The sequence below is a fragment of the Mesorhizobium sp. WSM4830 genome, from assembly GCF_055811495.1.
This window is the reverse complement of the sequence record NZ_JBVVQI010000003.1, coordinates 1-25969: the sequence shown is the minus strand read 5'-3', so window position 1 is coordinate 25969 and position 25969 is coordinate 1. Positions and strand designations below refer to the sequence as shown.

The window sequence follows — 25969 nt, the reverse complement described above, 5'->3', positions numbered from 1 at the left end:
GATGAACACGTTTTCACAGGTTCTGTCGGATGATCAGGGCGTCAGCGACTTCCACACAATTTCGCATGGGCTGTATATTGACGGCCAATGGCGGCAATCCGCGGATGGCAGGGCAATTCCGGTCATCGATCCTTCGACGGAAGCCATCATCGCTGCCGTACCCGATGCGACCTTGGAGGACGCGGCCGCCGCCGTTGCCGCCGCTGCCAAGGCGGCCCATGGCTGGCGGACAACGTCGCCGCGAAAGCGTTCCGAGATCCTCAGACGCTGCTTTGAGTTGATGACAGAACGATCGGAGGCACTGGCTACTCTCATCGCACTGGAAAACGGCAAGGCCCTGCGGGATGCCCGAGGCGAGATCGCTTACGCCGCGGAATTTTTCCGTTGGAATGCCGAGGAGGCCGTTCGCATTACCGGTGAGTTCGGTACTGCGCCTTCCGGCAGCAACCGCATTGTGGTCGACTACGAACCGATCGGCATCTGCGTCCTGATCACGCCGTGGAATTTTCCTGCCGCGATGGCGACGCGCAAGATCGCGCCGGCACTTGCCGCTGGATGCACGGTGATCCTGAAGCCGGCCAGTGAGACCCCGCTTACCGCCTACGCGCTGGCCGCGCTCTATCAGGACGCAGGCGTTCCACCGGGCGTGGTCAACGTCCTGACAACCTCCAGTCCCGGGCCTTTGACGGCCGCCATGCTGGCCGATCCGCGGGTGCGCAAACTCTCCTTCACCGGTTCAACGGGTGTGGGTCGCGCTCTGCTGGCAGAGGCTGCCAGGCATGTGGTCTCGTGTTCCATGGAACTCGGCGGCAACGCACCGTTCATTGTGTTCGACGACGCCGATCTCGAAGCGGCGCTCGATGGCGCAATGGTGGCCAAGATGCGCAACGCCGGCGAGGCCTGCACGGCCGCAAACCGCCTCTACGTGCAATCTGGCATCTACGAAGCCTTCTGCGAGGGCCTCGAGAAGCGGATGTCGTCGCTCAAGGTCGGCGTCGGCACCGACCCGGACACGGAATGCGGGCCCATGATCACGAAAAAGGCGGTCGAGAAGATAGACCGGCTTGTCATCGACGCGGTCGCACGCGGCGCGCGGGTCTTGTGCGGTGGCTCAGTCGTGTCCGGACGTGGTTTCTTCTACCCTCCGACAGTGCTTCGCGACGTGCCGGGCGATGCAAACATGGCGCATGAGGAGATATTCGGACCGGTGGCGCCAATCTCTAGCTTCGAAACCGAGGCCGAGGTCATCGCACGCGCCAACGACACTGAATATGGGCTTGCTGCCTACATCTACACGCGCGATCTGGCGCGCGGCATGCGGGTGGCCTCCCGGATCGAGGCCGGGATGATCGCTCTCAACCGCGGGATGATGTCCGATCCGGCAGCCCCCTTCGGCGGCGTCAAGCAGAGCGGGCTTGGCCGCGAGGGAGGGCAGCATCACGGCATTGCGGAATTCATGGAGGCGAAATACCTCGCCATCAGCATGTGAGCAGAAGAATGCAAGGCGATCCCTTTCGCATCCGCGACCACGTCGCGGATTTTGACGAAATCGTGCAGGACTTCGTTGATCGTAGCGAGGCCGTCCGCGCCACCATTGCGATGACCGCTGACGTGGCCTACGGACCGGATCCGACCGAGACCATGGACCTGTTCTTTCCCGCGGGCAAAAGAACGGCGCTTCCGGTGCACATCTTTGTCCATGGCGGCTACTGGAGAATGTTCTCCAAGCGCGACTATTCATACGTGGCGACGACGATTACCCAGGCCGGGGCTATTGCTGTCATCCTTGATTATGCGCTGATGCCCAAGGTCCGAATGGCGACGATCGTCGACCAGGTGGGCCGCGCCAAGCAGTGGGTCCTGGCCAACATCGCCGATCATGGCGGAAACCCGGCGGCCCTGACCGTCAGTGGTCATTCGGCCGGAGCCCATCTTGCAACGTTCCTGTTCGGGGGCGAGCATACCCCCTCGAATGTGAGGGCAGCCCTTCTGCTGAGCGGGCTTTACGATTTGAAACCGCTCCAGGATTCCTTTCTCGCCAAGGAAATTGGAATAACCGACGAAGAAGTCGCCATGTTTACACCTCTTGCCTATCGGCATGATCCTCAAACCAGGGCGACGGTTCTGGTCGGAGCCAACGAGACACCACCCTTCCATCAGCAAGCCGATCGATTCAAAGCAAGCTTGCTGCGGCAGGGATCGCTGGTAACGTCGCATGTGCTCGCGAACCGTAACCACATGGACAGTGTCAGAGATCTCGGCGTGCCGGGGACCGAGGCTGCCGGTTGCCTGGAAAAACTGATCGCCAAGGGCTGCTGACTACCATGCCGAGATGCCGGTCAACGCCGCTTGACCGCTAGCGGTCCGCATTCGCTCGGGATAAGTTCGAGGCGACATCGCGGGACCGTGCGCAACTGCCTCCAGCCGCTGGTATCCACGCCCTAAATGTCGATGCGCTGTCCGCTATCCGGATCGAACAGGTTGACGCTCGCTGGATCCACGGCAAGACATATTGGCTCTTTGCGCCGGCCGGCAAACCTCGGCGGCAGGCGCGCGATGATCGCGTGCTCGCCGACCTGCACCGTCACCATGGTTTCAGGGCCGGTAGGCTCTACCACATCGATCTCGCCCATGATCGAAGCTCGATTTTGCGGAACGGTTCTCAGCTCTTCAGGCCGTATGCCCAGCACCACAGGTCGCTCAGAGTCCACCTGCCGGTTCCGCGTCGGCAACACGATCGATACTCCGCTCGCTTGAAACCGGACACCTTCCGAATCCGGGACCAGTCGTCCGGCAAAGAAGTTCATTGCCGGAGATCCGATGAAACTTGCCACGAACATATTGGCGGGCCGTTCATAGATGGTGCGCGGGTCGCCCAATTGCTGGATGTAGCCGCCTTTCATGACGGCCACCTTGGTGCCCAGCGTCATCGCCTCGATCTGATCATGCGTGACATAGACGATGCTCGTGCCGAGACGCTCGTGCAGGCGCTTGATCTCCGTACGCATTTCCACGCGGAGCTTGGCATCGAGATTGGACAGCGGCTCATCGAAGAGGAACAGCTCCGGGTCGCGCACGATCGCGCGGCCCATCGCAACGCGCTGCCGCTGTCCGCCCGAAAGATTGGCGGGGCGTCGGTCGAGCAGATGGGAGATTTGCAACATTCGCGCGGCATCTTCCACGGCGCGCTTGCGTTGGTCGGCGCCCACGCCACGCATTTCCAATCCGAAGCCGATATTCCTCGCCACCGACATGGTGGGATAAAGCGCGTAGGATTGGAACACCATCGCGATATTGCGGTCCTTGGGTGCAAGGTCGAGGACCGAGCGTCCCCCGATCAGGATGTCACCGCCGGACGTGTCGTCGAGGCCGGCAATCATGTTGAGCAAGGTCGACTTGCCGCATCCGGACGGCCCGAGCAGAACCAGAAAGCCTCCGTCCTCGAGCTCGATGTCGACCCCGTGAAGAACCTGTGCGGAGCCATAGGACTTGCGCACGTCCCTGATGGAAAGCGTCGCCATGCGAGTACTCCTAACCTTTGATGGCGCCTGCGGTCAGCCCCTGGACCATGGTTCGCTGGACGATCGCGAAGAGAACGATGACCGGGATGATGCTGAGAATGCCGCCTGCCGCCAGAACTCCCCAAGGAAGCTGGAACTCTCCGACCATCAGTTGCAGGCCCACGGGCCAGGTGCGAGACCCCTGTCCGGTCGTCAGCATCAGGGCGAACAGGAACTCGTTCCAGGCCGCGATGGCAATGAACACCGAACTTGCGACCAGGCCGTTCCGCGCAAGGGGCATGACGATGCGGACCATGGCGCCAAGCCTTGTCGAGCCGTCGATGCGTGCCGCGCTCTCGAGTTCCTTAGGTGCGGAATCGAAGAACCCCTTGAGCATCCACACGAACAGCGGCAGCAGGAAACTCGTATAGGCAAGCGCCAGGCCGAAACGGCTGTCCACGAGCCCCACACCGCGCATAACGACATAAAGGGGAATGATCATCATGACTGCCGGGAACATGCGAACGACAAGATAGCCGAGCATGAGCTGATCCCGGCCTCGAAACGCGAAGCGAGAAAATGCATAGGCGGCAAGCGTGCCCGTGACGACGCAGATCGTCACCGTCAGGAAGGTGACGACGAGGCTGTTGCCTATAAGCCGTGGGAAACCTGACTGCGTCCAGATGGCGACATAATTGTCGAAGGTGACGCGGCTCGGGAGGTACTGCATCGTCTGAGTGACAATGTCGGCCTCATATTTGAGGGATGTCAGGAACATCCAGATCATCGGACCGATGCAGAACACCGTCAGGCTTGCGAGCACGACGTAGGTGGCGATGTTCGCGATCATCCGCCGGTGACGCTTGCTTTCAATCATCGCCCTGTCCTTTGGTAATCCTGGAGATACGGATGTACCCGGCCGCGAAGATCATCAGGGTCGCGAACATCACCACCGACAGGGCGGATGCGTAGCCGAAATTAAATTCCTTGTAGGCGGTCTGAAAGGCATACAACGACAGCACCTGGGTGGCATCTCCGGGTCCGCCGCCGGTGAGAATGAGGAGCAGATCGGGCGAATTGACCAGACCGATGACGCGCAGGATCACTGCCGCCGCGATGACGGTCTTGAGCATCGGCAAGGTGATCAGCCGGAGCTGCGCCGCTACGCCTGCGCCGTCGACCGCGGCTGCCCTGTAGAGGTCCTCGGGAATACCTTTCAGGCCCGCGAGCAGCAGCAGCGCGAAGAATGGAAACCCGTGCCAGGCCTCGACGAGAATGGTCGCCGCAAGTGCAGTATTGGGATCAGCAAACCATGCCCTGTAGGACTGCAGGACGCCTATCCGGACAAGAAGATCGTTGATCACTCCGAGCCGCGGATCGAGCAGCAAGGCCCACATATGGCCCGCCACGACGTTGGGCAGGAAGTAGGGAAGCAGGATGAGCACGGCGAAGATTTTCGTGCCCGGCAAATCCCTGTTGAGAGCTGTCGCGGCGAGAAGACCAAGCGACAGTTCCAGCGCGACCGCGGCCGCGACCCACACGACTGTGTTCTTCAATGCGATCCAGAAGACCGGGTCTGACCACATCGCTACATAATGTTTGAAGCCCACCCAGCCTTCCAACCCGGGACGCGTCAGACGCATCTCGCGAAAGCTGATGGCCATGCCGTAAAGCGTTGGATAGGCGATCACGAGAAGGATAAGGGCGAGGCTGGGAAGGAGCAGCAAATACATCCAGTATCGGGTCTCGGACAGTTCGCCGAGAGCCCGCAAAGACAGATATCTGCTCGAGCCTATTGTCATGAATCTGCGATGCGAAAGCACCGTCCCGTTGCGTTCTGAGCACGGCTGCAGGTCCGGGGATCAGCGGAGCGCCCCCTCCAGGCCCTGGATCATGCGGTCCACTGCCTGTTCCGGCGTCGACTGAGCCGTCAGCACCGACTGGAAAGCGGGATTGACGACATTTTCGGACCAGCCCGCGGCGCCGAAGAAATTGTTCGGCAGGCGTCCGAACTTGAGCGTCTCCGTCGCCGCACTATAGATCGGATTGCCGGTGATCCGCTGATCCTGCAGCGCAGCGGCGGAAGCCGGAAAATAGCCGGTCCCCTCGAGCAGGGCCAAGGCAGCGTCGGTTTGGCCCCAGAAACTCACCCACCGCCAGGCAGCCTCGATATTGTCTCCCTTCATGACGCCGTTGCCGGCGTATGCGACGCGAGCGACATGCGCCTTCGGACCGGCCGGCATCGGCGCGGTCGAGAATTGTTCGCCCTGCTTCATCGCGCTCGAGATTTCGTTCAGCGAACCGGTATGATGCCACACCATGGCAGTCTGCCCGGTGCGGAACGCCTCCATGATCTGACGGTAGCTGTCGTGGGGCGCGCTCGGCGGCACGACCTTTTCCTTCAGGAAGAGATCGGAATAGAACGTTATCGCTTCGATCGCCGCGGCCCTGTCCATGGCCGGCTGCCCGTCCTTGACGATCGGCGAGCCGAACGCCTCCATGACATCGATGACATATTTGAAACCGCCGGCGCCGGCGCGCATGCCGAATGCATACCTGCCCTTCGAAGGATTCGTCAGCTTGCGGGATGCTTGCAGGAATTCGTCGAAATTTCGGGGTGGCCCCGCCAGTCCAGCTTCCTCGAAATAGTCCGCGCGGTAGTACATCCAATCAACGAAGGCGAAGGCGGGAACCGCATAAATGGCGCCATTGGCTGGAAAGCCCGGTCCAGCGGTTGTCGGGAAAGTTCGCCTTGCCCTCCCACCCATTCACGCGCTCGGTAAGATCGATCAATCCCTCCATCGCGGTAAGATCGGCGAAGCGCTCGGCGATCACCATGGCGGTATCGGGACGCCCGCCGGCCAGCACGGCCGAAGATACCTTGGCCATATATTCCGAGTTCGGGATGTTCTCCTGGGTTACCGCCACGTCTGCATTCGCCGCCTGAAACAATCCGATGATCTTGAGCAAGCTGGCCATTTCCGACTGACTGGTGAAGTGGTGCCAGTAACTGATGGCACTTGCGGCACGGGCACCACCAATGCGCCCTGCCATCGCGAGGGCCGCCGAACCCACGAGAAACTGCCTCTTGTTCAACTGCATGCGACCTCCTCCCAGATATCAGATCAGCGGACTGATCGATCAGTTGGAATGTTGGGTAACATCATTTCCCAAGCCGTGCAACCTCGCCGGAGAGGCAAATGGCAAACGACGACGTGTCAGACCAGACCCAGGTTCCGCTGCATGGCCGCCTGGAAATGGGACTGCAGCTTTGCCTCGGCAGCGTCGGCATTCCTGCTGCTGCAAGCCTCGAGGATGTCGAGGTGCTCCTTGAGCGTCCGGATCATGATCGGCGAGGTGAGTTTGCTGTCCAGCCGCAACAGACGTAGATAATTGTGCATGCGCCGATATGTGCTATCGATCAAGGGATTGCGCAGCGCGCCGATGATTGCGCCATGCAGCTCTCCCTCCAGCGCATCCATCTCCTCCAGTTGCTCCTTTCCCACACCCTCCCGCTCGATGCGCCGAACCAGCCGGGAGTGCCGCATTTCCAAGGCATTCATGATGGCTTCATCACCCTGTTCGGCAAAGACGCGAATTGCCGAACGCTCTATGATGGCGCGGAATTGATAGGTGGCGCGCGTGAGTTCCATGCCAGGCTTTATGAACTGGATTCCGGAGCGTGGATGGATGGTGAGAATTCCTTCCGCCTCGAGCTTGCGCAGAGCGTCACGAAGCGGAGCGACGGGCACGTCAACGATCGCGGACAGTTCGCTCTGCGAAACGAATGCCCCGACCGGAACGCGCCTGTCGAACAAGCGCTCCAGAATTCGTTCGTAGGCAACATCGCTCATACGGGTGGCCGCCACCGGGGTATGAGAGATGGCTTTTGCTTTGCCCGCCACTTGCGGCTCCTCCGTTGATTCGGTACTGAGACATCCTGACTGATAGATCAGAAACTTGCACTAAACGATCAGAAAGCCCCGGTGATGAGCCTTTCGCATTTTCGTATAACCCGATTTCAGTTCGCCCGCGACCGGGTAATCGGGGACAGTCAGGTTCGCGCCGACGATGTAAACGTCGCCGCGCTGGAACTCGTTTCGAAAAGTGGCGAGGTAGGGCTGGGCTTCATCCAGACGCTCTTCAATCCCCTGCCCGACCAGATCGAGATTGAGACCGTTTTCGAACACGAGGTCTGGCCGGCCCTGAAAGGACACAAGGCGATCGCGCTGGTTCATCGTGTGAACCGCCCGCGTGGCGGCAATCAGCGGGCGTACTCCCTGCCCTTTCATGAAGCGGTCCAGGTGGCGCTTTGGGACCTTGCGGCAAAGGAAGCTGGCCTACCCCTTCACGTGCTGCTTGGCAGTCGTCGCAACCGTGTGAAAGCCTACGCCAGTGGCCTCGATTTCCACCTCGACGATGATGCTTTCGTTTCCTTGTTTTCCCACGCGGCGTCGCTTGGCTATTCCGCTTTCAAGATCAAGGTCGGCCACCCGGATTTCGATCGCGATCTGCGGCGCCTGGAACTGTTGAAATCCTGTGTGCCGGCAGGCTCGAAAATCATGATCGACCCGAATGAGGCGTGGACCTCGAAGGAAGCGCTGGTGAAATTGGTGGCGATCCGCGATGCCGGTCACGATCTTCTCTGGGTCGAGGATCCAATCCTGCGTCACGACCACGAAGGATTGAGAATGCTCAGGCAGGCAATAACATGGACTCAGATCAACAGCGGCGAGTATCTGGATCTTCAAGGCAAACGGCTTCTTCTGGAAGCCCACGCAGCCGACATCCTGAATGTCCACGGTCAAGTCACCGATGTTATGCGCATCGGTTGGCTGGCCGCCGAGCTCGGCATCCCGGTCAGCATCGGCAACACCTTTCTGGAGATCGGCGTGCACATGGCGGTCGCGCTTCCGGAAGTCGAATGGCTGGAATATTCGTTTCAGAACTTCGATCATCTGGTGGAGCAGCCCATCGAAATCCGGGACGGCTACGCCTATGCACCCGATCGACCTGGCCATGGATTGGTACTGTCCGAAAAAGCGCGTAGTGAATGGATGAGACCAAGGCGCCTGATGCGGTCGGAACTGGGTACCGCGCCAGAAAATGCACGCCTCCCTGGCAAGTGAGTGAATGATCGAGCCAGGCTTTGGGAGTTGGCGATGCATGGCGCAATTCACGCCACCTCGAAGACCACATGTCCGAAGAACGTGCCGAGGACGCGATGCGCGCGATCATCTCCTGGGGGTGCTACGCGGAGTTGTTCGGCTACGACGAGCGCTCGAAGCAATTCGAGAACCCGGCGTGAACGAGTTCGCATGGCTGTCTTCTCAGGAACATTCCATGATTTCGATCGAACAGGCTGCCAATTAATTCTGGGCATCGTCCTGCCGCGCGGGTCCGGGATCGGGTTCCTCGGTGCTGGAATATGTTTTCAAGGAGGAACTGAACGTGTGCGACCTCAATACTGCGCCGACCCGCTGGTCTTCCGCCGCGTTTCGGCGTCCTCGCCAAGCCCGCCGGACGCTCCTCGCCGCGGTCGCGGCTGGTTGACCGAGTTCGAGCCCAGTTTCTCGGTCCGTGTGGTCTGCCGCAATCCCGACGTCGGCATCGGTCATCAGAGCCTTCGGCGCCTCGACCGCCCCGATCTGAAGAGCACGCGCGTGTCGAGGTAACGTGCAGCAATCGGCGACAACCCGCAACCGATGCCGCTTGAAGCCGTTGTGGGACGGCTCGGCCTCGAGCCTGCGGTTTCGGCAGCGCGATAGTCTAGGGCGTCGAGACCTTGATTGAGTGTCGAAGATAGCTTCCGGCCTGGTTTGCACCACCATACGAACTGCGGCAGGTGATCGATTGGCTGTCACATGAACCAGCTCATGAGCATTCCGACCATGCACATCGCCATAGCGATCGTGGAGGCCCATCCCAGCCAGCGCAGCCAGCCCTTGACGGTGAAGTCGCCCATGACCTTTGGCTGGGCTGTCATTATCATCATGACCGTCATGACCGGAACGGCGACGGCACCGTTGACGACGGCTGTCCAATACAGGGCCTTGATTGGATCGACTGGACTGAACGTGATCGCTGCTCCGAGCCCCGTGGCCGCGGCAAGAGTGCTGTAAAACGCCACAGCCTCCTTAGGTCTGCGCGACAACCCCACGGGCCATCGTCTCGCCTCGCCAATGGCGTAAGCCGCCGCGCCGGCCAGGATCGGTACCGCCAGCAACCCTGTCCCGGCGATGCCGAAAGCGAAGATAGCAAAGGCAAAATCGCCGACGATCGGCCGCAGCGCCTCAGCCGCCTGAGCGGATGTCTCAACGTCGGTGATGCCGGCTTTGTTCAAGCTCGCCGCGGTCGCGAAGATGATCGCCAGCGCGATGACATTGGAGAATGCCATGCCTATGAGAGTGTCGGCGCGTATTCGCGAGAACGCGTCGACCGCCTGACGTGGAGCCCTCAACAACGATTTTCTGCGATGATTTGCGTGGACCTCTTCGGCCTCCTCTGACGCCGAACACCCGGTGCTACGTCAGCTTCTAGGCGCTTATGATGCTTCCGGTTCGCCATTGGAGGTCCGCATAGTGTAACGCTTGGTGCCCGCACGAGATGGCGGGAGCCGGACCCTCTCGATCGTTCAGTGCAGTGCAGTGGGCGCCCGACTACGAAACTCGACTCCCCGGCCCCGCCACGAGATGATGGATGTGCTAACTCGGGTTCTCCAAGCGATTTGCGTTGCGCCACTCCTCGTACTCCCCGCGGGCATCGTCATGCAGCGGATAGTAGCGTTGCAACGGGCCGCCCTCCATGAGCTTGGCTCGCGAAAACTCCTCCCAATCGTGATGCTTCTGTGATTCTTCGATCACCTTCGGGGCCATCACGACGGGAAGCACCACCACGCCGTCGTCGTCAGCGACGATGATGTCGCCGGGGATCACCGTGACACCACCGCAGGCAATCGGAACGTTGACGGCATTGGGATAGATACTGGTCTGCACATGATAGTTTGGCGTCCAGCCGCGCAGCCATAGGGGCAGATCGAGCTTTTCGACATTGGGCCGATCGCGCATGCAACCGTCGATTACGATACCCGCCCCGCCCCTGCCCTTGAAATATGTCGACATCATATCGCCGAAGACGCCCGAGCTCATGTCGCCGCGCGCGTCGACCACGACCACATCGCCCTCCTGCGCGTGATAGAGCACGTGCCGGTGCAGCTGCGTCTCCGGATCGGCATATTCTCCTTCGGTGAACAGGTCCGGCCGCTGCGGCAGGAACTGCAGCGTCAGCGCCGGCCCGACGATCGACTTCCCGTGGTTTTGCGCCACCGGACCGACCATGTGCGGATTGCGGAAGCCCATGTGGCCAAGCGTGCCGGCAACCGTTGCGGCGCCGATCTCCCTGAGTGCGTCGATCAGGTCTTTAGGCGGCCGCGCGATGTCGGAAGTATGCGTCATTGTGGACTCCGATTGAATGGAACTACCAGTTCGTAACAGAACCGTCGCGGCGCTTAAGGTGAGGCGCTTCCCAGAAACGCAAACTCTGCGCCTGGACCGCAACTTCGTTGACCTCGACGCCGAGCCCCGGCAGATCGCCGACCGGGTAATCGGTCCCGTCGAGCCGTGGTTGCACGGGGATGAAATCGGAATTGTCGAAGCCCAGCTTCGTTTCGGGCGCCCTGGTCTCTAGCCACGCGAAGTTGGGTACCGCGGCGGCGAGATGCACGGTCGCGGCGGTGCACACTGGACCAAGCGGATTGTGCGGCATCAGGTCCACATAATGCGCCTCGCTCCAGCCAGCGATTTTCATCGCCTCGGTGAGCCCGCCGACATTGCAAACATCGATCCGGTTGAACTGATGGATGCCGCGCTCGATGTAGGGCAGGAACTGCCACTTGCTGGCAAATTCCTCGCCGATGGCAAAGGGGATGTCGGTCATCGTGCGCAGCGATTCATAGGCCTCCGGCGTCTCGGCCCGTATCGGCTCCTCGAGGAAATCAAGCACACCGCGGCCGAGCTTGTTGCAGAAGCTCGCCGCCTCTGCCACCGAGAGCCGATGGTGATAGTCGAGGCCGAGGACCACGTCGTCGCCCAGCACCTCGCGCGCCTTGTTCAGCATACTTGCGGTAGCGCCGATGGACTCGCGCGGCTCGAAGATGTCCTCGCTGTTTTGCCCGAACGGGAAGAAGCGGATCGCCTGCCACCCATGTGCGCGAAGTTCGCGGGCCCGTTCGATAGCAACATCGCCCTCGGCCTCGTCGCCGGTCGAGGCAAAGGTGGGAATACGGTCGCGCTGCTTGCCGCCCAGCAGCTCGTAGACCGGCACGCCCAGCGCCTTGCCCTTGATGTCGTGAAGAGCGATGTCGATGGCGGAAATCGCCGCCTGAAGCACTCGCCCGCCTTCGAAGTACTGGCTGCGGTAAACCTCCTGCCAGATCCGCCCGATCTGCATCGGGTCGCGGCCGATGAGAAACTCGCGATAGTGCTCGACCGCGCCGGCCACGGCCCTCTCGCGACCGCTCAAGCCGCTCTCGCCCCAACCGAAGATGCCTTGGTCGGTCTCGACCTTGACGAGCATCTGATTGCGCGTTCCTACCCACACTGGATAGGGCTTGATCGCGGTGATCTTAAGCTTCTCAGTCATCCACGCCCACGTTTCACGCGCATCCGCCCTATCTCAGTTGGCCTTGAGGGCCATTTCAGTTTCGCCATCGAACAGATGCATCCGCTCCTGGTCGAACTCGAGCCAGATCTGCTCGTCGGGCGAGACGGCAACGTTTGGCGGCACGCTGACGTTGACGATGGCCCCGGACAGGAACGCCTGCACGAAGGTGATGTCTCCTGTCGGCTCCACCGTATAGGCTTTGGCCGGGACGCTGCCTGGTACCGCACTCTTGTGGAGCTTGATCGTCGAGTGACGTGCGCCGAGCACGACCTTCTTTGTCGTTGCTCTCGCGACCTTCTGGGCATTGAGCGGCGAGAGCTCAAGGCGCCAGCCCTCGGCGCCGGTCAACACCGTGTTGCCGTTTGCCATCGAGGCCTGCAGCGGAATAAGGCTCATCGCCGGGCTGCCGATGAAGCTGGCGACGAACATGTTTACCGGATGGGCAAAGACCTGCGCCGGTGAATCGTATTGCTGCAGGTAGCCGCCATTCATCACCGCCATTTTGTCAGCCATGGTCACGGCTTCGAGCTGGTCGTGCGTCACATAGATGATCGTCGCCTTTAGGTCCTGGTGGAAACGCTTGATTTCCGACCGCATCTGCACGCGCAGTTTGGCATCGAGGTTAGACAGTGGCTCGTCCATGAGGAACACGGCGGGGTCGCGAACGAGGGCACGGCCAAGGGCCACACGCTGCTGCTGCCCGCCTGAAAGTTCGCGCGGCTTGCGCTCGAGCAGGTGCGTCATGTCGAGCACTCGTGCCGCTTCCTTGACCTTCTTGTCGATCTCGTCCCTGGGGAGTTTGCGCATCTGAAGCGGGAATGCCAGGTTCTTGTAGACCGATTTCTGCGGGTAGAGCGCATAGTTCTGGAACACCATTGCGATGTCCCGGTCCTTGGGGTCGAGGTCGTTGACCACGCGCTCGCCGATGATGATGTCGCCCGATGTGATCGGGGTCAGCCCGGCGACGAGATTGAGCGTGGTTGTCTTGCCGCAGCCTGAAGGGCCGACGAGCGCAACGAACTCGCCGTCATTGACCGTCAGCGAGACGTGGTTGACAGCTTTGAAGCTGCCATAGCTCTTGACGAGATCTTGGAGGACCACGTGGGCCATCGGCAACTCCCTAGTGCTTGACCGCGCCTTCTGTAAGGGCGCGTACGAAGTATCGTTGCAGGACCAGGAACAGCACCACGACGGGCACACTCATCATGAAGCTGGCTGCCATCAGGCCCGGAAAGTCCGTCGTATTTTCCGAGAAGAAGCGCTGGATGCCGACCGGCAGCGTCAACTGCTCGTTCTTGGAGAGGAAGGTGTAGGCGTAGATGTACTCGTTCCACGCGCCGATGAAGGAATAGATTGCGGTGGCGATGATCCCCGGCGTCGAGAGCGGCATCACGATCATGATGAAGGCCTGGAACCGTGTTGCGCCATCGATGCGCGCAGCCTGCTCGAGCTGCACCGGGATGTTATCGTAAAAGCCCTTGAGCAGCCAGATCGCCAGCGGCAGGCCGAAGGTGAGATAGGTGAGTATCAGCGAGCCATGCGTGTTTATCAGACCGATCGCGCGCATCAGGATGAAGAGTGGCACGAGGAAGATCACCGCCGGGAACATGTTGCGCAGCAGCACGGCAAAGAACAGGAAATTGCGGCCGGGGAAACTGAAGCGCGAAAACGCGTAGGCCGCAGGGACAGCCACGATCACGGAAAGGATTGTCGTGACGGTCGACACGAAAAGACTGTTCCAGAAGAAGCGGAGGAAGTCCTGGCCGACGCTGTTCTGCGGATCGAGCAGTTTCTGGTAGCTGGCGAGGGTAGGTTCGTCCGGCCACCATTGCGGCGGGAATTGCGTCGCTGCGAATCCGGACTTGATCGAGGTGATCAGCATCCAGATCATCGGCAACGCGGTATAAAGCAGCATGAATACGAGGAAGATGCGCCCCGCCCACCGCCATCCGTCGACGCGCATGCGGCGACGGGTCTGGGCTCGAGGTGCCGTCTCGGCAATCGTGCTCATGCGCTCCCCTCTTTCCGCTCGTTGCCGCTTAACGCACGGACGTAGAAGTAGCCCAGCGTCATCAGTGTGAGGAACAGGAGCACCGAATAGGCCGATGCCACGCCCCAGCGCTGCCGTCCGAAGGCGAGCTCATAAATGTGGGTTATCCAGATATGCGATGCATTCGACGGCCCACCGCCGGTCATGATCCAGGGGATGATGAAGGAATTGAAGTTGGCCACCGCGAGCAGCAGCATCGTCACAACCGAGACGTTGCGCAAGTGCGGGAAGGTGACGTGCCAGAAGCGCTGCCATGCATTGGCACCGTCGACTTTTGCGGCGCGCAGCAACTGATCGGGGACTGTCTGCAGGCCGGCCATCATCATGATCATGGCAAACGGAAACTCGCGCCAGATATTGACGACGATCAGGGAGGGCAGCACCGTGTTGACATTGTCGATGAAATTCGGCGGCTGGTCGGCCAATCCGAGGCCCACCAGCACCGCACCGATGATCCCGAAGTCCGAATGGTAGATCCACTTCCAGATATAGGAGGCGGCGACTGCGCTGATGACCCAAGGGATGATCAGGACAGCGCGTAGGACACCACGGCCGATGAAGTCGCGGTGGAGCGCCAGCGCTGTGGCAAACCCCAGGACAAAGGAGATGAGAGTTGACCCCAGTGTCCAGATCAGTGTGTTCCAGGTGACTTTCCAGAACACCTGACTGGTGAGGATGGTCGTGTAGTTGTCGAAGCCGATGAAGCTCTTGTCGCGGAGCTGTAGACCGGGCGGTGTCTTAAAGAACGACAGCTCGACCGTGTAGTAGATCGGATAGGCAATGACGATGAGCATGACGGCGATCGCTGGGAGCACGTACGCGTAGTCCGCGCGATGCGCCCAGATCTTCCGCAGCGTGCCGGATGTACCGGGTTGCAATCTTCGGCGAGCCTCGGCCTTGCCGGTCACGATCGTCACTTGTGGCGTGCCCTTTTTCTTCGGAACGAGGCGGCTGCGCCAGCGGCGCAGCCGGTCAGGCCGTAGGTCAGGCCTGGGCTACAGTCCGCCCATCAGGTCTTTTACCTTCTTGGCCGCGTCGTCCGCTGCCTCGTCGACGGTCATCGCTCCGGTCAGGGCATTCTGCAGCATGTCCGGGATGATGATGTTCATGATCTCGGGGGCCTGCGGCAGCGCTGGGAACGGGATGCCGTATGGCAGCATCGAGGTGGTGACGTCGAGGAACTTGATGTTGTCCAGACGTTCCTTCATCCACTTGGTCTTGAAGCCGTTGAGGTTGCCCGGGTTTGATCCGGCGTAGGCCATCTTCAGCGACCATTCAGGGCTCGTCCACATGCAGATGATAGCTTTCGCAGCCGGTTCGTCTACCTTGCCGCCCTCGACATATTCGGGCTTCAGGATGTGAATGTTCGAGCCGCCGAACACGACGGCGCGCTTGCCGTCGGGACCAGTCGGGATCAGGCCGTAGCGCATGTTGTCGATGACCGTCTGCGCCTTGTCCTTGTCGGTGCCCGTCGCCTTTTTCTGCAGGTCGAGCATGACGTTGTAATCGGACGGGTGCGAGATCATCATGCCGAGCTGGCCGGCGACGAACAGGGGCTGGTTATCGGCCTGCTGGTTGGTGAGTGCCGAAACTGGAACCGACTTGTCGCGAACATACATGTCGTAGGAGGCTTGCAGCGCCGCCTTGCTCTGCGGACTATCGAGCTGGACCTGCTCATAGGTCGGGTTTGCCGTCGCTTCGTCGAAGACGCCGCCGCCATAGGCCCATAGCTGTGGCATGAAACGGTACGGCGTATTGCCGGCATTCTTGCGAGCCACGAGGCCGTAGCCGGCAATGCCGAGCTTGTCGTGGATCTGCTTGGAATATTTGACGACGTCTTCCCAGGTTGCCGGAGGCTTGTCCGGATCGAGGCCCGCACGCTTGAAGATGTCGGCGTTCCAGATGAACGCCATCGTCTCGTTGTTGGTCGGAATGCCGTAGGTCACGCCCTCCCAGGTCACTGCCTTCATGGCGCCGGGCCAGAAATCCTCGGTCGAATACCCCACATCCTCGGGCTTGAGCGGCTGGAGATAGCCCTTTGAGGCGAACTCGGTACCACCCAGGATTTGCAGGCGGACCGCCATCGGCGCGGCATTGCCCAGGAGCGCGGTGCGGAACTTGTCTAGAAGGTCGTTATAGGTGAGGGCTTGTTCCTCGAGCTGGATGTTCGGATATGTCTTGCGGAAGGTCTCGAAGAATTCCTTGTAGTACTGGCGCAGGAGGTCGGGGTCGCCCTCGAACACGCCCTGATACCAGAAAGTCAGTCGCCCCTTGTAGTCGAGCGGGGTGACCTTGGCGCAATCGGCCGCCGTGTCAAAATCCTGTGTGCCCGCAATCGAGCGCACATATTCCGGCGACCACTTGCTCAGGTCAACCGGCGGTGCACCCAGCGCCGATGTAGACGTCAGGGATGCCATCAAAGCAGTGGCGACAGTGCCGCGCAGGACGGCACTGCCGAGCGCAATTCTCGTCATAGGTATCCTCCCTGGTTCTCCCATGCCGCCCTGCGCCGAAGCAAAGCGGTCCTTGCTCGTTTCGATCGCGATGATGCTTCTTTCAGATCAGTGTATCCTCTCGATCGCTTGGTACGTTTTCAGATCATGGATTGCCTGTCAACGCGCAGAATCGTACATTGTTTGAGAAAGCCGTGTGTGATATCGGGCAAGGTATGTATTAAATTGGGGAGCCGGCCTTGGCCGAAATAAGTGATTTCAAAGCGATGCCACCGGTGGGGACAGATCCCATCGGGGCCTCCAGCGAGGGCGCCTCGCTTTATGAATTGATCAGGGAAGATATCATCGAGGGACGGCTCGCCGCCAACGAACGGCTTGTGGTCACCGATCTCGCCCGGCGTCACGGCACTTCAACCAATCCCGTCCGCGAGGCCCTGCAGCTGTTGCGCGGCGAAGGCTTTGTCACCTTTGTTGCCAATCGCGGGGCGCGCGTCCGACCCATTGATCAGGATTTTGTCCGGGATATCTACGAGATCGGTGTTCTGATCGAGCCAGCCCTGACACGATGGTTTGTGAATATGGCCACCGGCGAGGACATCGCCGAACTCGAACGTCTCCAAGGCCTGATCGAAGAGAACAACTTCGCCGACACATTCAGGCATAGTGAGCTGGATACCGCTTTCCACACCGTGATGTACCAGCGGCACTACAACCGCCACGCCGCCGAGCTTTGGTGGAAACATCGCGAAGTGCTGCGAGCCGTGAGCCGTCGTTTCAATTTCACGCTGGCGCGACGTGCCGCGATCATGCGCGAGCACCGCGAACTCATCGCGCTGGTGAAAGCGGGAGAGGCTGACAAGGCGGCCGAACTCGTTTCCCGCCATGTCGAGGGTTCGGGCCGGCATATTCTGGAACAGATGCGAGCGCGCAACGCCGCTCGGGCCGGATAGAATGTCCAGTCCAGAACATCGCTAACTGAGCATTTTCAGGCAAAGGTAGTTGAGATGAAAATCACGAGCATTCGGCCGTGGCTGATCAAGTCCGATGCTTCTTACTGGGGAGAGTTCCTGTTCGTCGAAGTGACGACCGACGAGGGAGTGAGTGGCTGGGGAGAGATCACCACCACGACAAGGCTCGCCAACCGCGCTCTCTGCACGATCCTGCGGCAGATCGGCGTCGCCGTGACAGGCGAGGATCCGGCGCGTATCGAGCATCTCTGGCACAAGATCTTCCGCAGCTTCACCTACATGGGAAGCCGCGGCGCCGCCGTCGAATGCGTGAGCGCCATCGACATAGCACTCTGGGATATCAGGGGCAAAGTCCTCGGCAAGCCGATTTACGAGCTGCTTGGCGGACCGGTACGCCACGAAATCGCGCTCTACACCCACCCCAACCAGGCCAAATTCACCAGCAAGGAGGCTGTGGTTCGCGAAATTCTGGACATTGTCGAGTCCGGACACACTGCGCTCAAGTTCGATCCTTATCCCCACCAGGGCCGCAGCGCCGATGGCCTGCCTCGCGAACAGCGGGACGGCTACCTCGATGGCAGCATGACCCGCAAGGACGAGCGCGAAGCCGCCGAACTCACGGCTCTGATCCGCGAAACGGCAGGACCCGATGTCGACATTCTCATCGATGCGCATGGCCGCTTCGACGTCCCCACCGCCATTCGCCTCTGTCGGGGCCTCGAGGAGGCCGGCCAGATCGACTGGTTTGAGGAGCCCTGCCCGCCCGAGAGCCTTAACGCCCTCAAGCAGGTGCGTGAGAAGGTCAATACCGCCATCTCGTGGGGCGAGCGCGGCCACACGAAGTGGGATTTCGTGCCGGTACTCGAGAACAGGCTCGCCGACTACATCATGCCCGACGTTACCTGGACCGGCGGCATTACCGAACTCAAGAAGATTTCTTCGCTGTGCGAAGCCTACTACGTCCCGGTCTCGCCACACGACGCCGCGGGACCGATCAACGTGGTTGCGGGAGCGCAGGTGATGATGACCGTTCCCAACTTCTACAAACTCGAAACATCGGAGTGGAACCTGGGCAAATACGATCACTTGATCGACAGACCACTCGACATTTCGAACGGCAGCCTCAAGCTGACGTCGAAGCCTGGTCTCGGTATTGAGATGGACCGCGACTACCTGCAGGCCCACGAGATTGAGCTGGGCTAACAACACTCTATGCGGGGTGCGGGACGACAAGCCGAAACGAGGATAGGTCATGGCAAAGACAGGTGGCGCCGACGAAGCGCTCAATCGGGTGAACGCGAACTCCAAGCCATCCCAGCTTCGCATCACCGACATGCGGGTAGCCGAAATCGTCGGCGCGCCGTTCACCTCGACCCTGCTCAAGATTTACACCAACCAGGGTATCGTCGGGCTTGGCGAGGTGCGCGACGGCGCCAGTGCCAGCTACGCGCTGATGCTGAAGAGCCGGCTGCTTGGCGAAAACCCTTGCGACATCGACCGCCTGTTTCGCCGGATCAAGCAGTTCGGTGGGCACGGCCGGCAAGGCGGCGGCGTCTCGGCGGTCGAGATTGCGTTGTGGGATCTCGCCGGCAAGGCCTATGGTGTGCCCATCTACCAGATGCTCGGCGGCCGGTTTCGGGAGAAGGTGCGCGTCTATTGCGACACCGACGCGACCGTGCCGAGCGGCACCGAGACCGGCAAGCGTCTCAAGCAGCGCATGGAGCTCGGCTTCACCTTCCTCAAGATGGATCTGGGGCTGATGCAGATCGCGGATGTCCCCGGTGCGGTCGTGTCTCCTGCCGGCTCACTTGAAGGGTACCGCGTCCATCCCGGCCGCGGCCCGGTCAAGACCCTTGAAGAGCGACGCGCCCGCAACGCCGCGTACGATTTGCACAACATTGCCCACCCGTTTACCGGCCTCCACTTTTCCGACAAGGGTCTCGACCTGCTTGAACAGTATATTGCCGAGGTTCGCGAAATTATCGGCATGGATATTCCGCTCGCCATTGACCATGTCGGCCACATCTCGCTGCAGAACGGTATTCGGCTCGCCAGGCGGATTGAAAAATACGTGCCGGCCTGGCTCGAGGATGTGATCCCATGGCAGTACACCGAGCAGTACCGGCAACTACAGGCCGCGACCACGGTGCCGATCTGCACCGGCGAGGACATCTACCTTAAGGAGGGCTTCGAGCCCCTGCTCAAGAGCGGCGGCCTCTCCATTATCCATCCTGACCTGCTCACCAGCGGGGGCATACTCGAGACCAAGAAGATCGGCGACATGGCGCAGGACCACGGCGTCGCAATGGCCATCCACATGGCCGAAAGTCCAATCGCCGCAATGGCCGCGGCACATGTCGCGACCGCGACGGAAAACTTCATGGCGCTCGAATACCACTCTGCCGACGTCGACTGGTGGGACGATATCGTCACCGGCGTTCCCAAGCCGCTCGTGAAGGACGGCTTTATCACTGTTCCGGACAAACCGGGCCTGGGGATCGACGACGTCGTCGACGAGGTGATCTCGCAGCATCTGCAGCCGGGCGTCACCGGCATCTGGCAGCCCACGGATCACTGGGACAACGAGTATTCCTGGGACCGTACCTGGAGCTGAGGCGAAAAGAACCGAAGATGAAGATCACCGACCTCCGCTGCGCCGTCATCGGCAAACATCCAATCGTCCGCATCGTTACCGACGAGGGCCTCTATGGACTTGGCGAAGTCGAGTTCACCAAGACCTATCTCAAGCCTTGGGTGCTGCATTTCCGCGAGGCGCTGATCGGCGAGGACCCGACCGACGTCGAGCGGGTGATGCTGAAGATCCGCCAACGCGGCTCTTTCAAGCCCTATGGCGCGGCGGTAAGCGCTATCGAGCATGCGCTGTGGGACATTGCCGGCAAGGCCGCAGGCGTGCCGGCCTACAAACTGCTCGGCGGCAAGGTGCGCGACAAGGTGCGGGTCTATAACGGCTCGATCCGCCAGAAGCGAACGGGGGACCGGCCGGAGGACTACGCCGCTGACGTGAAATGGATGATGGAGCAGCCGCAGAACTTCTTCATGATCAAGCAAGGGATCTCGTTCCACTCCAACATGAAGGACACCATCGAGGACTTCCATTACGGCGTGACGCAGAAGAAGGCTGGCTATCACGGTGCCATGGATCAGGGCGCCATCAGCGAGCGCGGTTTCAACCACATGCTCGACTGCGTGATCGCGATGAAGGAAGTGCTGGGCGACAAGGTCAGCCTGGCGCTCGACTGCGGCCCGGGCTGGATGCTGCCCGATGCGATCAAGTTCGCTCGCGCGGTCGAGAAGTACAATTTGATGTGGCTCGAGGACATGCTGACCGGCGACTATGTGCCGTGGGTCAATCCGCAGGCCTATCGGGAGCTGACCACCTCGACCTCGACGCCAATTCATACCGGCGAGCAGATCTACCTGCGGCACAATTTCAAGGAGCTGATCGAAACGCAGGCGGTGCGCGTCATCGGCCCCGATCCGGCCGATATTGGCGGCATTGCCGAGCTCAAATGGGTCGCCGAGCACGCCTACATGCACTCGATCCTGATGGCACCGCACGGCACCGCGAACGGCCTTCTCGGCCTCGGCGCGCTGATCAATGTCTGCGCCACTCTGCCCGCCAACTACATCGCGTTCGAATACCCGAGCGCCTCCGATCCCTGGTGGGAGGATCTTGTAATCGGCCTGCCGCCGCAGATCGTGAAGGACAGCATGGTGGACCTGCTGGAAGCGCCGGGGCTGGGCCTCGATATCGACGCCGAAGCAGCCAGGAAGTATCTGAGCGAAGAGGATGCGGGCTTTTTCGATTGAACCATGCTTCTTGCGCAACCCCGCCCCGCGCGGACTGATCCTCGCAAATTGCGTCAAGAATGACGTTTCGGGCCGAAAGCTGGCTGGCGGCTTCCAGTGTGAGGTTGGCGCAGGGTCTGTCCCTCACCTGACCCAACGGCCACATTTGTCTCGACCGTCGGTAGCCTCGTCAATCCTCAGACGGGCCGGCCAGAGAACTGTCCTTCCAGAAGCGACGCGGTGGCAAGGGACATCGCTTCGCCGGGCATCTTTGCTACCGCGACGATCACTCCGGCACACCGGAGATGCCCAGCGCCTCGACATAGCGCTCGGCGAACACCTCGTCCAGCCACGGGTTGATCTGTCTCTGCAGGGTGAGCGTGTAGGTCGGGAACGCCTCCATCAGCCGCCGCGCCGCCGCCTGCGCCTCGTCCAGGCGATTGAGTTTGACCAGTGCCATGATCACAACCCGGTGCGAGGAGCCGTAGTTCGGCATCTCGTGCAGCGCGCGTTCTCCCCATGCAAGCGCTTCCTCGTAGCGCTCAAGCATCAGGTAGCTCATCCCGATGCCGGAGAGCGCGATGCCGTTTTCGGGGTCGACCGGGCTCAGCCGCATTGCCCGGTGAAAGTGTTCGATGGCGACGAGCGGGCGGCTGGAATGTGCGTTCACCCAGCCGCTGCCTGTATGGCCCTGCGCCGAATTGGGGTTAAGCAGCAGGGATCGTTCGATCGTGCGCAGCGCCATCTCGTAGTCCTTCGCGCTGTAGGCGATCACCTGCGCGGCGAAACGTAGGCTTGTGGGGTCGTCGCGCGCTTCCGCCAGTACCTCGCGCGCCATGCGCGCGGCGACTCGGATATCGTCCGGCTCGTGCCAGCACTGGCTCACGGAAAGGCTGCGGATATAGGAGCCAAGTGCCTTCGCCAAGGTGAAGCCAGGGTCGATGCTGAGCGCCTCGTTGGTGAGCCGGCGCACGTCGGCAAAGCCTTCGCGCGTCATGCTGTAGAAGCGCGGCAGCGCGCGAAGGTAGAGGTCGTAGGCGCTGATGTAGTCGGTCGGCTTCATGCGCGCCTGCTTGATCTCCTGCAGCCGGATGCTCGGTTCGACAGCGCCGACGACGCTCTCGGTCACCTTGTCCTGCAGGTCGAAGATGTCGCTCACGTCGCCCTCGAAGCGATCGGCCCAGACATGATGTCCGCTGATCGCGTCCACCAACTGCCCACTGATGCGCACCCGCGATCCTGCTCTGCGGATGCTGCCTTCGAGCACGTAGCGGACGCCCAGCTCGCGCCCGACCTGGCGCAGGTCCACCGCCCGGCCCTTGTAGGTGAAGGACGAGTTGCGGGCGATCACGAAGAAGGAGTCCACCCGGCTCAATCCCGTGATGATGTCCTCCACCAGTCCGTCGGCGAAGTATTCCTGGTCGGGGTCGCCGCTCATGTTGGTGAAAGGCAGAACCGCGATCGAGGGTTTCTCGGGCAGCGGAGGCGGTGCAGCCACCGAGGCGCTGGCGTCGGTCTCGACGCGGTAGGCGCGCACAGGCCGCTCGATGTTCTTGAGGCGCAGGTTGCCGAGCGGCGTGAAGCCGCAGCCGAGCTTGCCCTGAAGGTGGTCGTAGGCGGTGCCCGAGACGACCACCGTGCCGGGGTCGGCGATGCTTTCGAGGCGGGCGGCGATGTTGACCGCGTCGCCGTAGAGGTCGCCGTCTTCCTCGCAGACCACGTCGCCGAGATTGACGCCGATGCGGAAGCGAATCCGCTCTTCCTTCGGCGTCTCCGCTTCGTGTTTTGCCACGGCCTGCTGGATCGCCATTGCCGAGGTCACCGCGTTAACGACGCTCGCGAACTCACACAGCATGCCGTCGCCGGTGAGCTTGACGATCCGACCCCCGTGCTCGGAGACCAGCGGTTCGAGGAGGTCCTTCCGGTAGATCTTCAGCCGCTCGAGGGTCCCGCGCTCGTTGCGCTGCGTCAGGCGCGAATAGCCGACCACGTCGCAAGCCAGGATCGCTGCGAGGTGGCGCTGCGTGGTCATCGCACCGCTCAGCCATGAGCCTGCACGCGGGCCGCCCCGTGCCCATGTCCTGCCAACTTCCAGACGCCCCATGTGCATGATATCCATCTCTCCCGGTCGCCGCTCGTCGCCGATAAAGAACGAGAATGCAGCTCGACCCTGCGTTCACGAGATTTCGCTATACCGCTTGCGAGGCGTAGAGCGTTCCGGTGACCGGGCTAACAGCCAACCGACGACACGCCTACGCAGCCCCTGGGGACACTGACACTTCACTCCCAGAAGGCCGCAGATATTTCTCGCCCTCTGTAACCGGTTGACGCCACCGTGGCGGTGCTTTTGTCACCCCGATGTAACAGCGAGATGCCCTACGACCGGGCGCATCGGGCATTACACCAGACGTTCGCGCTTAGAGGTGCTGAGGTCGGCAGGTGGCGCATCGAAGACTTCCAAATCCTGGTGAGCATCGGCTTCACCAACCTGTTGCACCTCTACTCGCCTGATCTGATCGTGATGGGCGGCGGCCTCGCCAACGGATTCGATCTCCTGGCGAGTGCGGGTGATGCCCCTACCGCGACGTGCCGATCGTACAGTCGCAGCTCGGTGACCAAGCCGGCCTGGTCGGCGCCGCAACCCTTATCCTGCGGGAGGCGAGCCAGGAACGTCACTGGCAATCGCGCAGAACGACTAGAGAAGATGACGCCGGCACTCGCCGTGAGCGCTTCTGCCGCAGCTCCACCAGCGGTATGTCGTAAGCGGCCGAAACATCATGGTATTTTTTCAGCACCCGCCATCGATCCCCACTTTTGTCCCCACTTGTTGTCATTGCGTACCGATGGGAACGGCCAGTACGGCCCGTGAACTGCTTTGGCGGGTTGCCTGCTTTCGAGGAATGTTTTCCGCCTCTCTGGTTTCCTTTCTGTCTCCAGGCGTGAGCCCCTGTTGGCGCGGCTCACTGTTCCTCGACTGTTCTCAGTGAGAGCGGTCGGCCGACGCTGTTCCGCCGCTGTTTTCAGCGAGAATGCTAACTGTTCCCCGACTGTTTTCAGTTGCAGCGGTTAACCAGAAATCCGTAATGAAAGTCGGCCATTGGCGACATCACTCAAACGAATGGCAATTATCTGTTTGAATGCGTCTACGGTCCATCCGCGGAGACCCACGCATCCGCGCGTAGGGACACAGCAACTTCCCCTTTAAAGGCGTCGAGATGCCACGAGCACCGAAACCTCAGTTCCTTAGACCTAAGGATCGAGCAATCTGCCAGCGGGTTGTCGACCAGGTAGCCGCCGACGCCAAATCGTACAGCACCTCGATAAACAGCCAGATTCTGGCCTCGACCACGCTGTCTCTCTTTCAATCCGGGGTCGTCAATGAAGTGAATTTGCTGGCACATGTTCGCGCGCGCCGCCATGACTTCACGAAGCAGGCCGGCACTGCGTCGCCGGTCCCTTCGTGACGCCCTCAGGTGCCGGCATGCACCGTCGCTCACCACCTTGCCCGATTGCTAATGAAGGATGGGGGGCGGAGGCGCTCACCCACTCTGACGAGTATCGTGCTGTTGCGACGCTGTTCTGAGCATCCAATTCAACGGATGTGCCGATCGATTTGGGAATCCGGTAAGGAACCGCTCCCTCACGGCGCTTCTCGCTTCATCCTGTCCATGATCTCTACCATCCCTTCCATAACCCGTTTGTCGGGATTTCCCTTACAAAAGCCGTAGAGAGACGCCCAAATCTCATTGATGGTCATGCTACCGAGATCGTATCGAGGCTGACCTAAGTGCTTCAGTCCCGTGTTCGCTGCAGTAATGTAGCCCTCCGTCCACGCGACCATTGCCATCGGGATGCGAGAACGAGGCGAGTCAGACTCGCTTGTGATACTCAGCAGCTTGGCCAGCGCCTATACGCGACGACGCAGCGAATGATTATCATTCCTAAAGGGACCACGGAAAGAAGCACCCATGCCCGAGAGCGGCAAAATGCGGGCACATTTATCTACTCGAGCACCGAATACCGATGCATCGCCGCTGTCACCGGCCACAAGGTAAGGGTGCGATGGAGCACACTCAAAATCTACGAGATCCCAGCACCGGTTTTACTGTTGGGGCAATCGTCGAGACACCAGGCATGAACTGCATCTCTGACGGAGATGCAATCTCGTATGCCATGCTTCGATTGAGCGGCGGTAATTCACTCGCTCCGACTCGCGTAAGGGGCAGAGAGGTGAAAGCTGAGTTCCGGCGATCCGGCCAATGGGCCGACATAACGAACGCCACAGGACCGAGCGATGGCGGAATGATGGGGACGGTTGTCGCAGGATCGGCCCCTAAAGATTGCCGGCCGAATGACATGCATGGAGATGACGGGTGGTCAACTTGCTCTAATGGACCGTTGCCGGTGAATGAGGGCGAGGCGCTTGCAAACGAAACGCTCGAGAGATTAACCGCGGGGCGAATTGACCGGGCGCGCTGATCAAGGCCGAATTACCACTCCCGTGCCGTACAGTTGCACCCCAAGGCG

The 25969-nt window shown here is 60.8% G+C and carries 23 protein-coding genes; 9 read left to right on the top strand and 14 right to left on the bottom strand.

The window, feature by feature from the left end; genetic code table 11:
- Position 1 precedes the first annotated feature (1 nt).
- Positions 2-1489, top strand: a complete 1488-nt coding sequence (locus AC0L2Y_RS04955; protein ID WP_473554251.1) for an NAD-dependent succinate-semialdehyde dehydrogenase — start codon at positions 2-4, stop codon at positions 1487-1489.
- 8 nt (positions 1490-1497) lie between these two features.
- Positions 1498-2319 (top strand): alpha/beta hydrolase, encoded by an 822-nt coding sequence (locus AC0L2Y_RS04950; RefSeq protein ID WP_473554248.1) that lies wholly within the window; start codon positions 1498-1500, stop codon positions 2317-2319.
- A 122-nt stretch (positions 2320-2441) separates the two neighbouring features.
- On the opposite strand, the gene AC0L2Y_RS04945 is transcribed toward AC0L2Y_RS04950, so the two are convergent.
- The 6 genes from AC0L2Y_RS04945 to AC0L2Y_RS04920 all read right to left on the bottom strand — a co-directional run bounded on the left by AC0L2Y_RS04945 (position 2442) and on the right by AC0L2Y_RS04920 (position 7354).
- A complete protein-coding gene (locus AC0L2Y_RS04945) occupies positions 2442-3521 on the bottom strand; it encodes an ABC transporter ATP-binding protein (RefSeq protein WP_352493014.1) in 1080 nt (359 codons plus the stop codon).
- 10 nt (positions 3522-3531) lie between these two features.
- The gene (locus AC0L2Y_RS04940; RefSeq protein ID WP_352567136.1) at positions 3532-4377 is read right to left on the bottom strand and encodes a carbohydrate ABC transporter permease; all 846 of its coding nucleotides are present in this window, start codon (positions 4375-4377) and stop codon (positions 3532-3534) included.
- On the bottom strand, positions 4370-5272 hold the full coding sequence (locus AC0L2Y_RS04935; RefSeq protein WP_473554245.1) for a carbohydrate ABC transporter permease: 903 nt from the start codon (positions 5270-5272) through the stop codon (positions 4370-4372). Before AC0L2Y_RS04935 ends, AC0L2Y_RS04940 begins: the two co-directional genes overlap by 8 nt.
- A gap of 90 nt (positions 5273-5362) precedes the next feature.
- On the bottom strand, positions 5363-6268 hold the full coding sequence (locus AC0L2Y_RS04930; RefSeq protein ID WP_473554242.1) for an extracellular solute-binding protein: 906 nt from the start codon (positions 6266-6268) through the stop codon (positions 5363-5365).
- Positions 6171-6602, bottom strand: a complete 432-nt coding sequence (locus tag AC0L2Y_RS04925) for a hypothetical protein (protein WP_473554241.1) — start codon at positions 6600-6602, stop codon at positions 6171-6173. Before AC0L2Y_RS04925 ends, AC0L2Y_RS04930 begins: the two co-directional genes overlap by 98 nt.
- Positions 6603-6718: 116 nt before the next feature.
- Complete coding sequence (locus AC0L2Y_RS04920) at positions 6719-7354, bottom strand: GntR family transcriptional regulator (protein ID WP_473554799.1); 636 nt, start codon at positions 7352-7354, stop codon at positions 6719-6721.
- 135 nt (positions 7355-7489) lie between these two features.
- Between AC0L2Y_RS04920 and AC0L2Y_RS04915 the strand changes: the two genes are divergently transcribed.
- The 3 genes from AC0L2Y_RS04915 to AC0L2Y_RS04905 are packed head-to-tail and all read left to right on the top strand — an operon-like array spanning position 7490 to position 9175.
- Complete coding sequence (locus AC0L2Y_RS04915; protein ID WP_473554239.1) at positions 7490-8629, top strand: mandelate racemase/muconate lactonizing enzyme family protein; 1140 nt, start codon at positions 7490-7492, stop codon at positions 8627-8629.
- Between the two features lie 20 nt (positions 8630-8649).
- Complete coding sequence (locus tag AC0L2Y_RS04910; RefSeq protein WP_473554236.1) at positions 8650-8808, top strand: AAA-associated domain-containing protein; 159 nt, start codon at positions 8650-8652, stop codon at positions 8806-8808.
- Between the two features lie 10 nt (positions 8809-8818).
- Positions 8819-9175: a hypothetical protein gene (locus AC0L2Y_RS04905; protein WP_473554233.1), complete on the top strand. Its 357-nt coding sequence runs from the start codon at positions 8819-8821 to the stop codon at positions 9173-9175.
- Between the two features lie 185 nt (positions 9176-9360).
- Here the strand turns inward: AC0L2Y_RS04905 and AC0L2Y_RS04900 are convergent, their stop codons facing one another.
- The 7 genes from AC0L2Y_RS04900 to AC0L2Y_RS04870 form a co-directional block, all read right to left on the bottom strand.
- Positions 9361-9960 (bottom strand): divalent metal cation transporter, encoded by a 600-nt coding sequence (locus AC0L2Y_RS04900; RefSeq protein WP_473554231.1) that lies wholly within the window; start codon positions 9958-9960, stop codon positions 9361-9363.
- Positions 9961-10204: 244 nt separating this feature from the next.
- A complete protein-coding gene (locus AC0L2Y_RS04895) occupies positions 10205-10954 on the bottom strand; it encodes a ribonuclease activity regulator RraA (protein ID WP_473554228.1) in 750 nt (249 codons plus the stop codon).
- A 22-nt stretch (positions 10955-10976) separates the two neighbouring features.
- On the bottom strand, positions 10977-12140 hold the full coding sequence (locus tag AC0L2Y_RS04890; protein ID WP_473554226.1) for a mandelate racemase/muconate lactonizing enzyme family protein: 1164 nt from the start codon (positions 12138-12140) through the stop codon (positions 10977-10979).
- Positions 12141-12173: 33 nt separating this feature from the next.
- Complete coding sequence (locus AC0L2Y_RS04885) at positions 12174-13271, bottom strand: ABC transporter ATP-binding protein (protein WP_352493002.1); 1098 nt, start codon at positions 13269-13271, stop codon at positions 12174-12176.
- 10 nt (positions 13272-13281) lie between these two features.
- Positions 13282-14172, bottom strand: coding sequence for a carbohydrate ABC transporter permease (locus AC0L2Y_RS04880; RefSeq protein WP_023679256.1), 891 nt, complete (start codon positions 14170-14172; stop codon positions 13282-13284).
- Positions 14169-15128 carry a carbohydrate ABC transporter permease gene (locus AC0L2Y_RS04875; RefSeq protein WP_473554224.1) on the bottom strand — a complete coding sequence of 320 codons (960 nt, stop codon included), beginning with the start codon at positions 15126-15128 and terminating at the stop codon, positions 14169-14171. The genes AC0L2Y_RS04880 and AC0L2Y_RS04875 overlap by 4 nt, the downstream gene beginning before the upstream one ends.
- 78 nt (positions 15129-15206) lie before the next feature.
- On the bottom strand, positions 15207-16685 hold the full coding sequence (locus AC0L2Y_RS04870) for an ABC transporter substrate-binding protein (RefSeq protein ID WP_473554222.1): 1479 nt from the start codon (positions 16683-16685) through the stop codon (positions 15207-15209).
- A 218-nt stretch (positions 16686-16903) separates the two neighbouring features.
- Between AC0L2Y_RS04870 and AC0L2Y_RS04865 the strand changes: the two genes are divergently transcribed.
- From AC0L2Y_RS04865 to AC0L2Y_RS04850, 4 genes are read left to right on the top strand one after another with little or no spacing between them, the layout of a single operon-like run.
- The gene (locus AC0L2Y_RS04865) at positions 16904-17614 is read left to right on the top strand and encodes a GntR family transcriptional regulator (RefSeq protein WP_023679253.1); all 711 of its coding nucleotides are present in this window, start codon (positions 16904-16906) and stop codon (positions 17612-17614) included.
- 54 nt (positions 17615-17668) lie between these two features.
- Positions 17669-18835, top strand: a complete 1167-nt coding sequence (locus tag AC0L2Y_RS04860; RefSeq protein ID WP_473554219.1) for a mandelate racemase/muconate lactonizing enzyme family protein — start codon at positions 17669-17671, stop codon at positions 18833-18835.
- A 49-nt stretch (positions 18836-18884) separates the two neighbouring features.
- Positions 18885-20246 carry a mandelate racemase/muconate lactonizing enzyme family protein gene (locus tag AC0L2Y_RS04855; RefSeq protein ID WP_473554216.1) on the top strand — a complete coding sequence of 454 codons (1362 nt, stop codon included), beginning with the start codon at positions 18885-18887 and terminating at the stop codon, positions 20244-20246.
- Positions 20247-20263: 17 nt separating this feature from the next.
- On the top strand, positions 20264-21463 hold the full coding sequence (locus AC0L2Y_RS04850; protein WP_473554215.1) for a mandelate racemase/muconate lactonizing enzyme family protein: 1200 nt from the start codon (positions 20264-20266) through the stop codon (positions 21461-21463).
- A 265-nt stretch (positions 21464-21728) separates the two neighbouring features.
- Here the strand turns inward: AC0L2Y_RS04850 and AC0L2Y_RS04845 are convergent, their stop codons facing one another.
- Complete coding sequence (locus tag AC0L2Y_RS04845; RefSeq protein ID WP_473554212.1) at positions 21729-23474, bottom strand: adenylate/guanylate cyclase domain-containing protein; 1746 nt, start codon at positions 23472-23474, stop codon at positions 21729-21731.
- Positions 23475-25969: the final 2495 nt, after the last annotated feature.

Excerpts from the sequence above, each read along its gene's own strand:
- AC0L2Y_RS04955 (WP_473554251.1), top strand. The coding sequence starts at position 2 with ATGAACACGTTTTCACAGGTTCTGTCGGATGATCAGGGCGTCAGCGAC.
- AC0L2Y_RS04950 (WP_473554248.1), top strand. The coding sequence starts at position 1,498 with ATGCAAGGCGATCCCTTTCGCATCCGCGACCACGTCGCGGATTTTGAC.
- AC0L2Y_RS04945 (WP_352493014.1), bottom strand. The coding sequence starts at position 3,521 with ATGGCGACGCTTTCCATCAGGGACGTGCGCAAGTCCTATGGCTCCGCA.
- AC0L2Y_RS04940 (WP_352567136.1), bottom strand. The coding sequence starts at position 4,377 with ATGATTGAAAGCAAGCGTCACCGGCGGATGATCGCGAACATCGCCACC.
- AC0L2Y_RS04930 (WP_473554242.1), bottom strand. The coding sequence starts at position 6,268 with ATGGGTGGGAGGGCAAGGCGAACTTTCCCGACAACCGCTGGACCGGGC.
- AC0L2Y_RS04925 (WP_473554241.1), bottom strand. The coding sequence starts at position 6,602 with ATGCAGTTGAACAAGAGGCAGTTTCTCGTGGGTTCGGCGGCCCTCGCG.
- AC0L2Y_RS04920 (WP_473554799.1), bottom strand. The coding sequence starts at position 7,354 with ATGAGCGATGTTGCCTACGAACGAATTCTGGAGCGCTTGTTCGACAGG.
- AC0L2Y_RS04915 (WP_473554239.1), top strand. The coding sequence starts at position 7,490 with ATGAGCCTTTCGCATTTTCGTATAACCCGATTTCAGTTCGCCCGCGAC.
- AC0L2Y_RS04905 (WP_473554233.1), top strand. The coding sequence starts at position 8,819 with ATGGCTGTCTTCTCAGGAACATTCCATGATTTCGATCGAACAGGCTGC.
- AC0L2Y_RS04895 (WP_473554228.1), bottom strand. The coding sequence starts at position 10,954 with ATGACGCATACTTCCGACATCGCGCGGCCGCCTAAAGACCTGATCGAC.
- AC0L2Y_RS04890 (WP_473554226.1), bottom strand. The coding sequence starts at position 12,140 with ATGACTGAGAAGCTTAAGATCACCGCGATCAAGCCCTATCCAGTGTGG.
- AC0L2Y_RS04885 (WP_352493002.1), bottom strand. The coding sequence starts at position 13,271 with ATGGCCCACGTGGTCCTCCAAGATCTCGTCAAGAGCTATGGCAGCTTC.
- AC0L2Y_RS04880 (WP_023679256.1), bottom strand. The coding sequence starts at position 14,172 with ATGAGCACGATTGCCGAGACGGCACCTCGAGCCCAGACCCGTCGCCGC.
- AC0L2Y_RS04870 (WP_473554222.1), bottom strand. The coding sequence starts at position 16,685 with ATGACGAGAATTGCGCTCGGCAGTGCCGTCCTGCGCGGCACTGTCGCC.
- AC0L2Y_RS04860 (WP_473554219.1), top strand. The coding sequence starts at position 17,669 with ATGAAAATCACGAGCATTCGGCCGTGGCTGATCAAGTCCGATGCTTCT.
- AC0L2Y_RS04855 (WP_473554216.1), top strand. The coding sequence starts at position 18,885 with ATGGCAAAGACAGGTGGCGCCGACGAAGCGCTCAATCGGGTGAACGCG.
- AC0L2Y_RS04850 (WP_473554215.1), top strand. The coding sequence starts at position 20,264 with ATGAAGATCACCGACCTCCGCTGCGCCGTCATCGGCAAACATCCAATC.
- AC0L2Y_RS04845 (WP_473554212.1), bottom strand. The coding sequence starts at position 23,474 with ATGACCACGCAGCGCCACCTCGCAGCGATCCTGGCTTGCGACGTGGTC.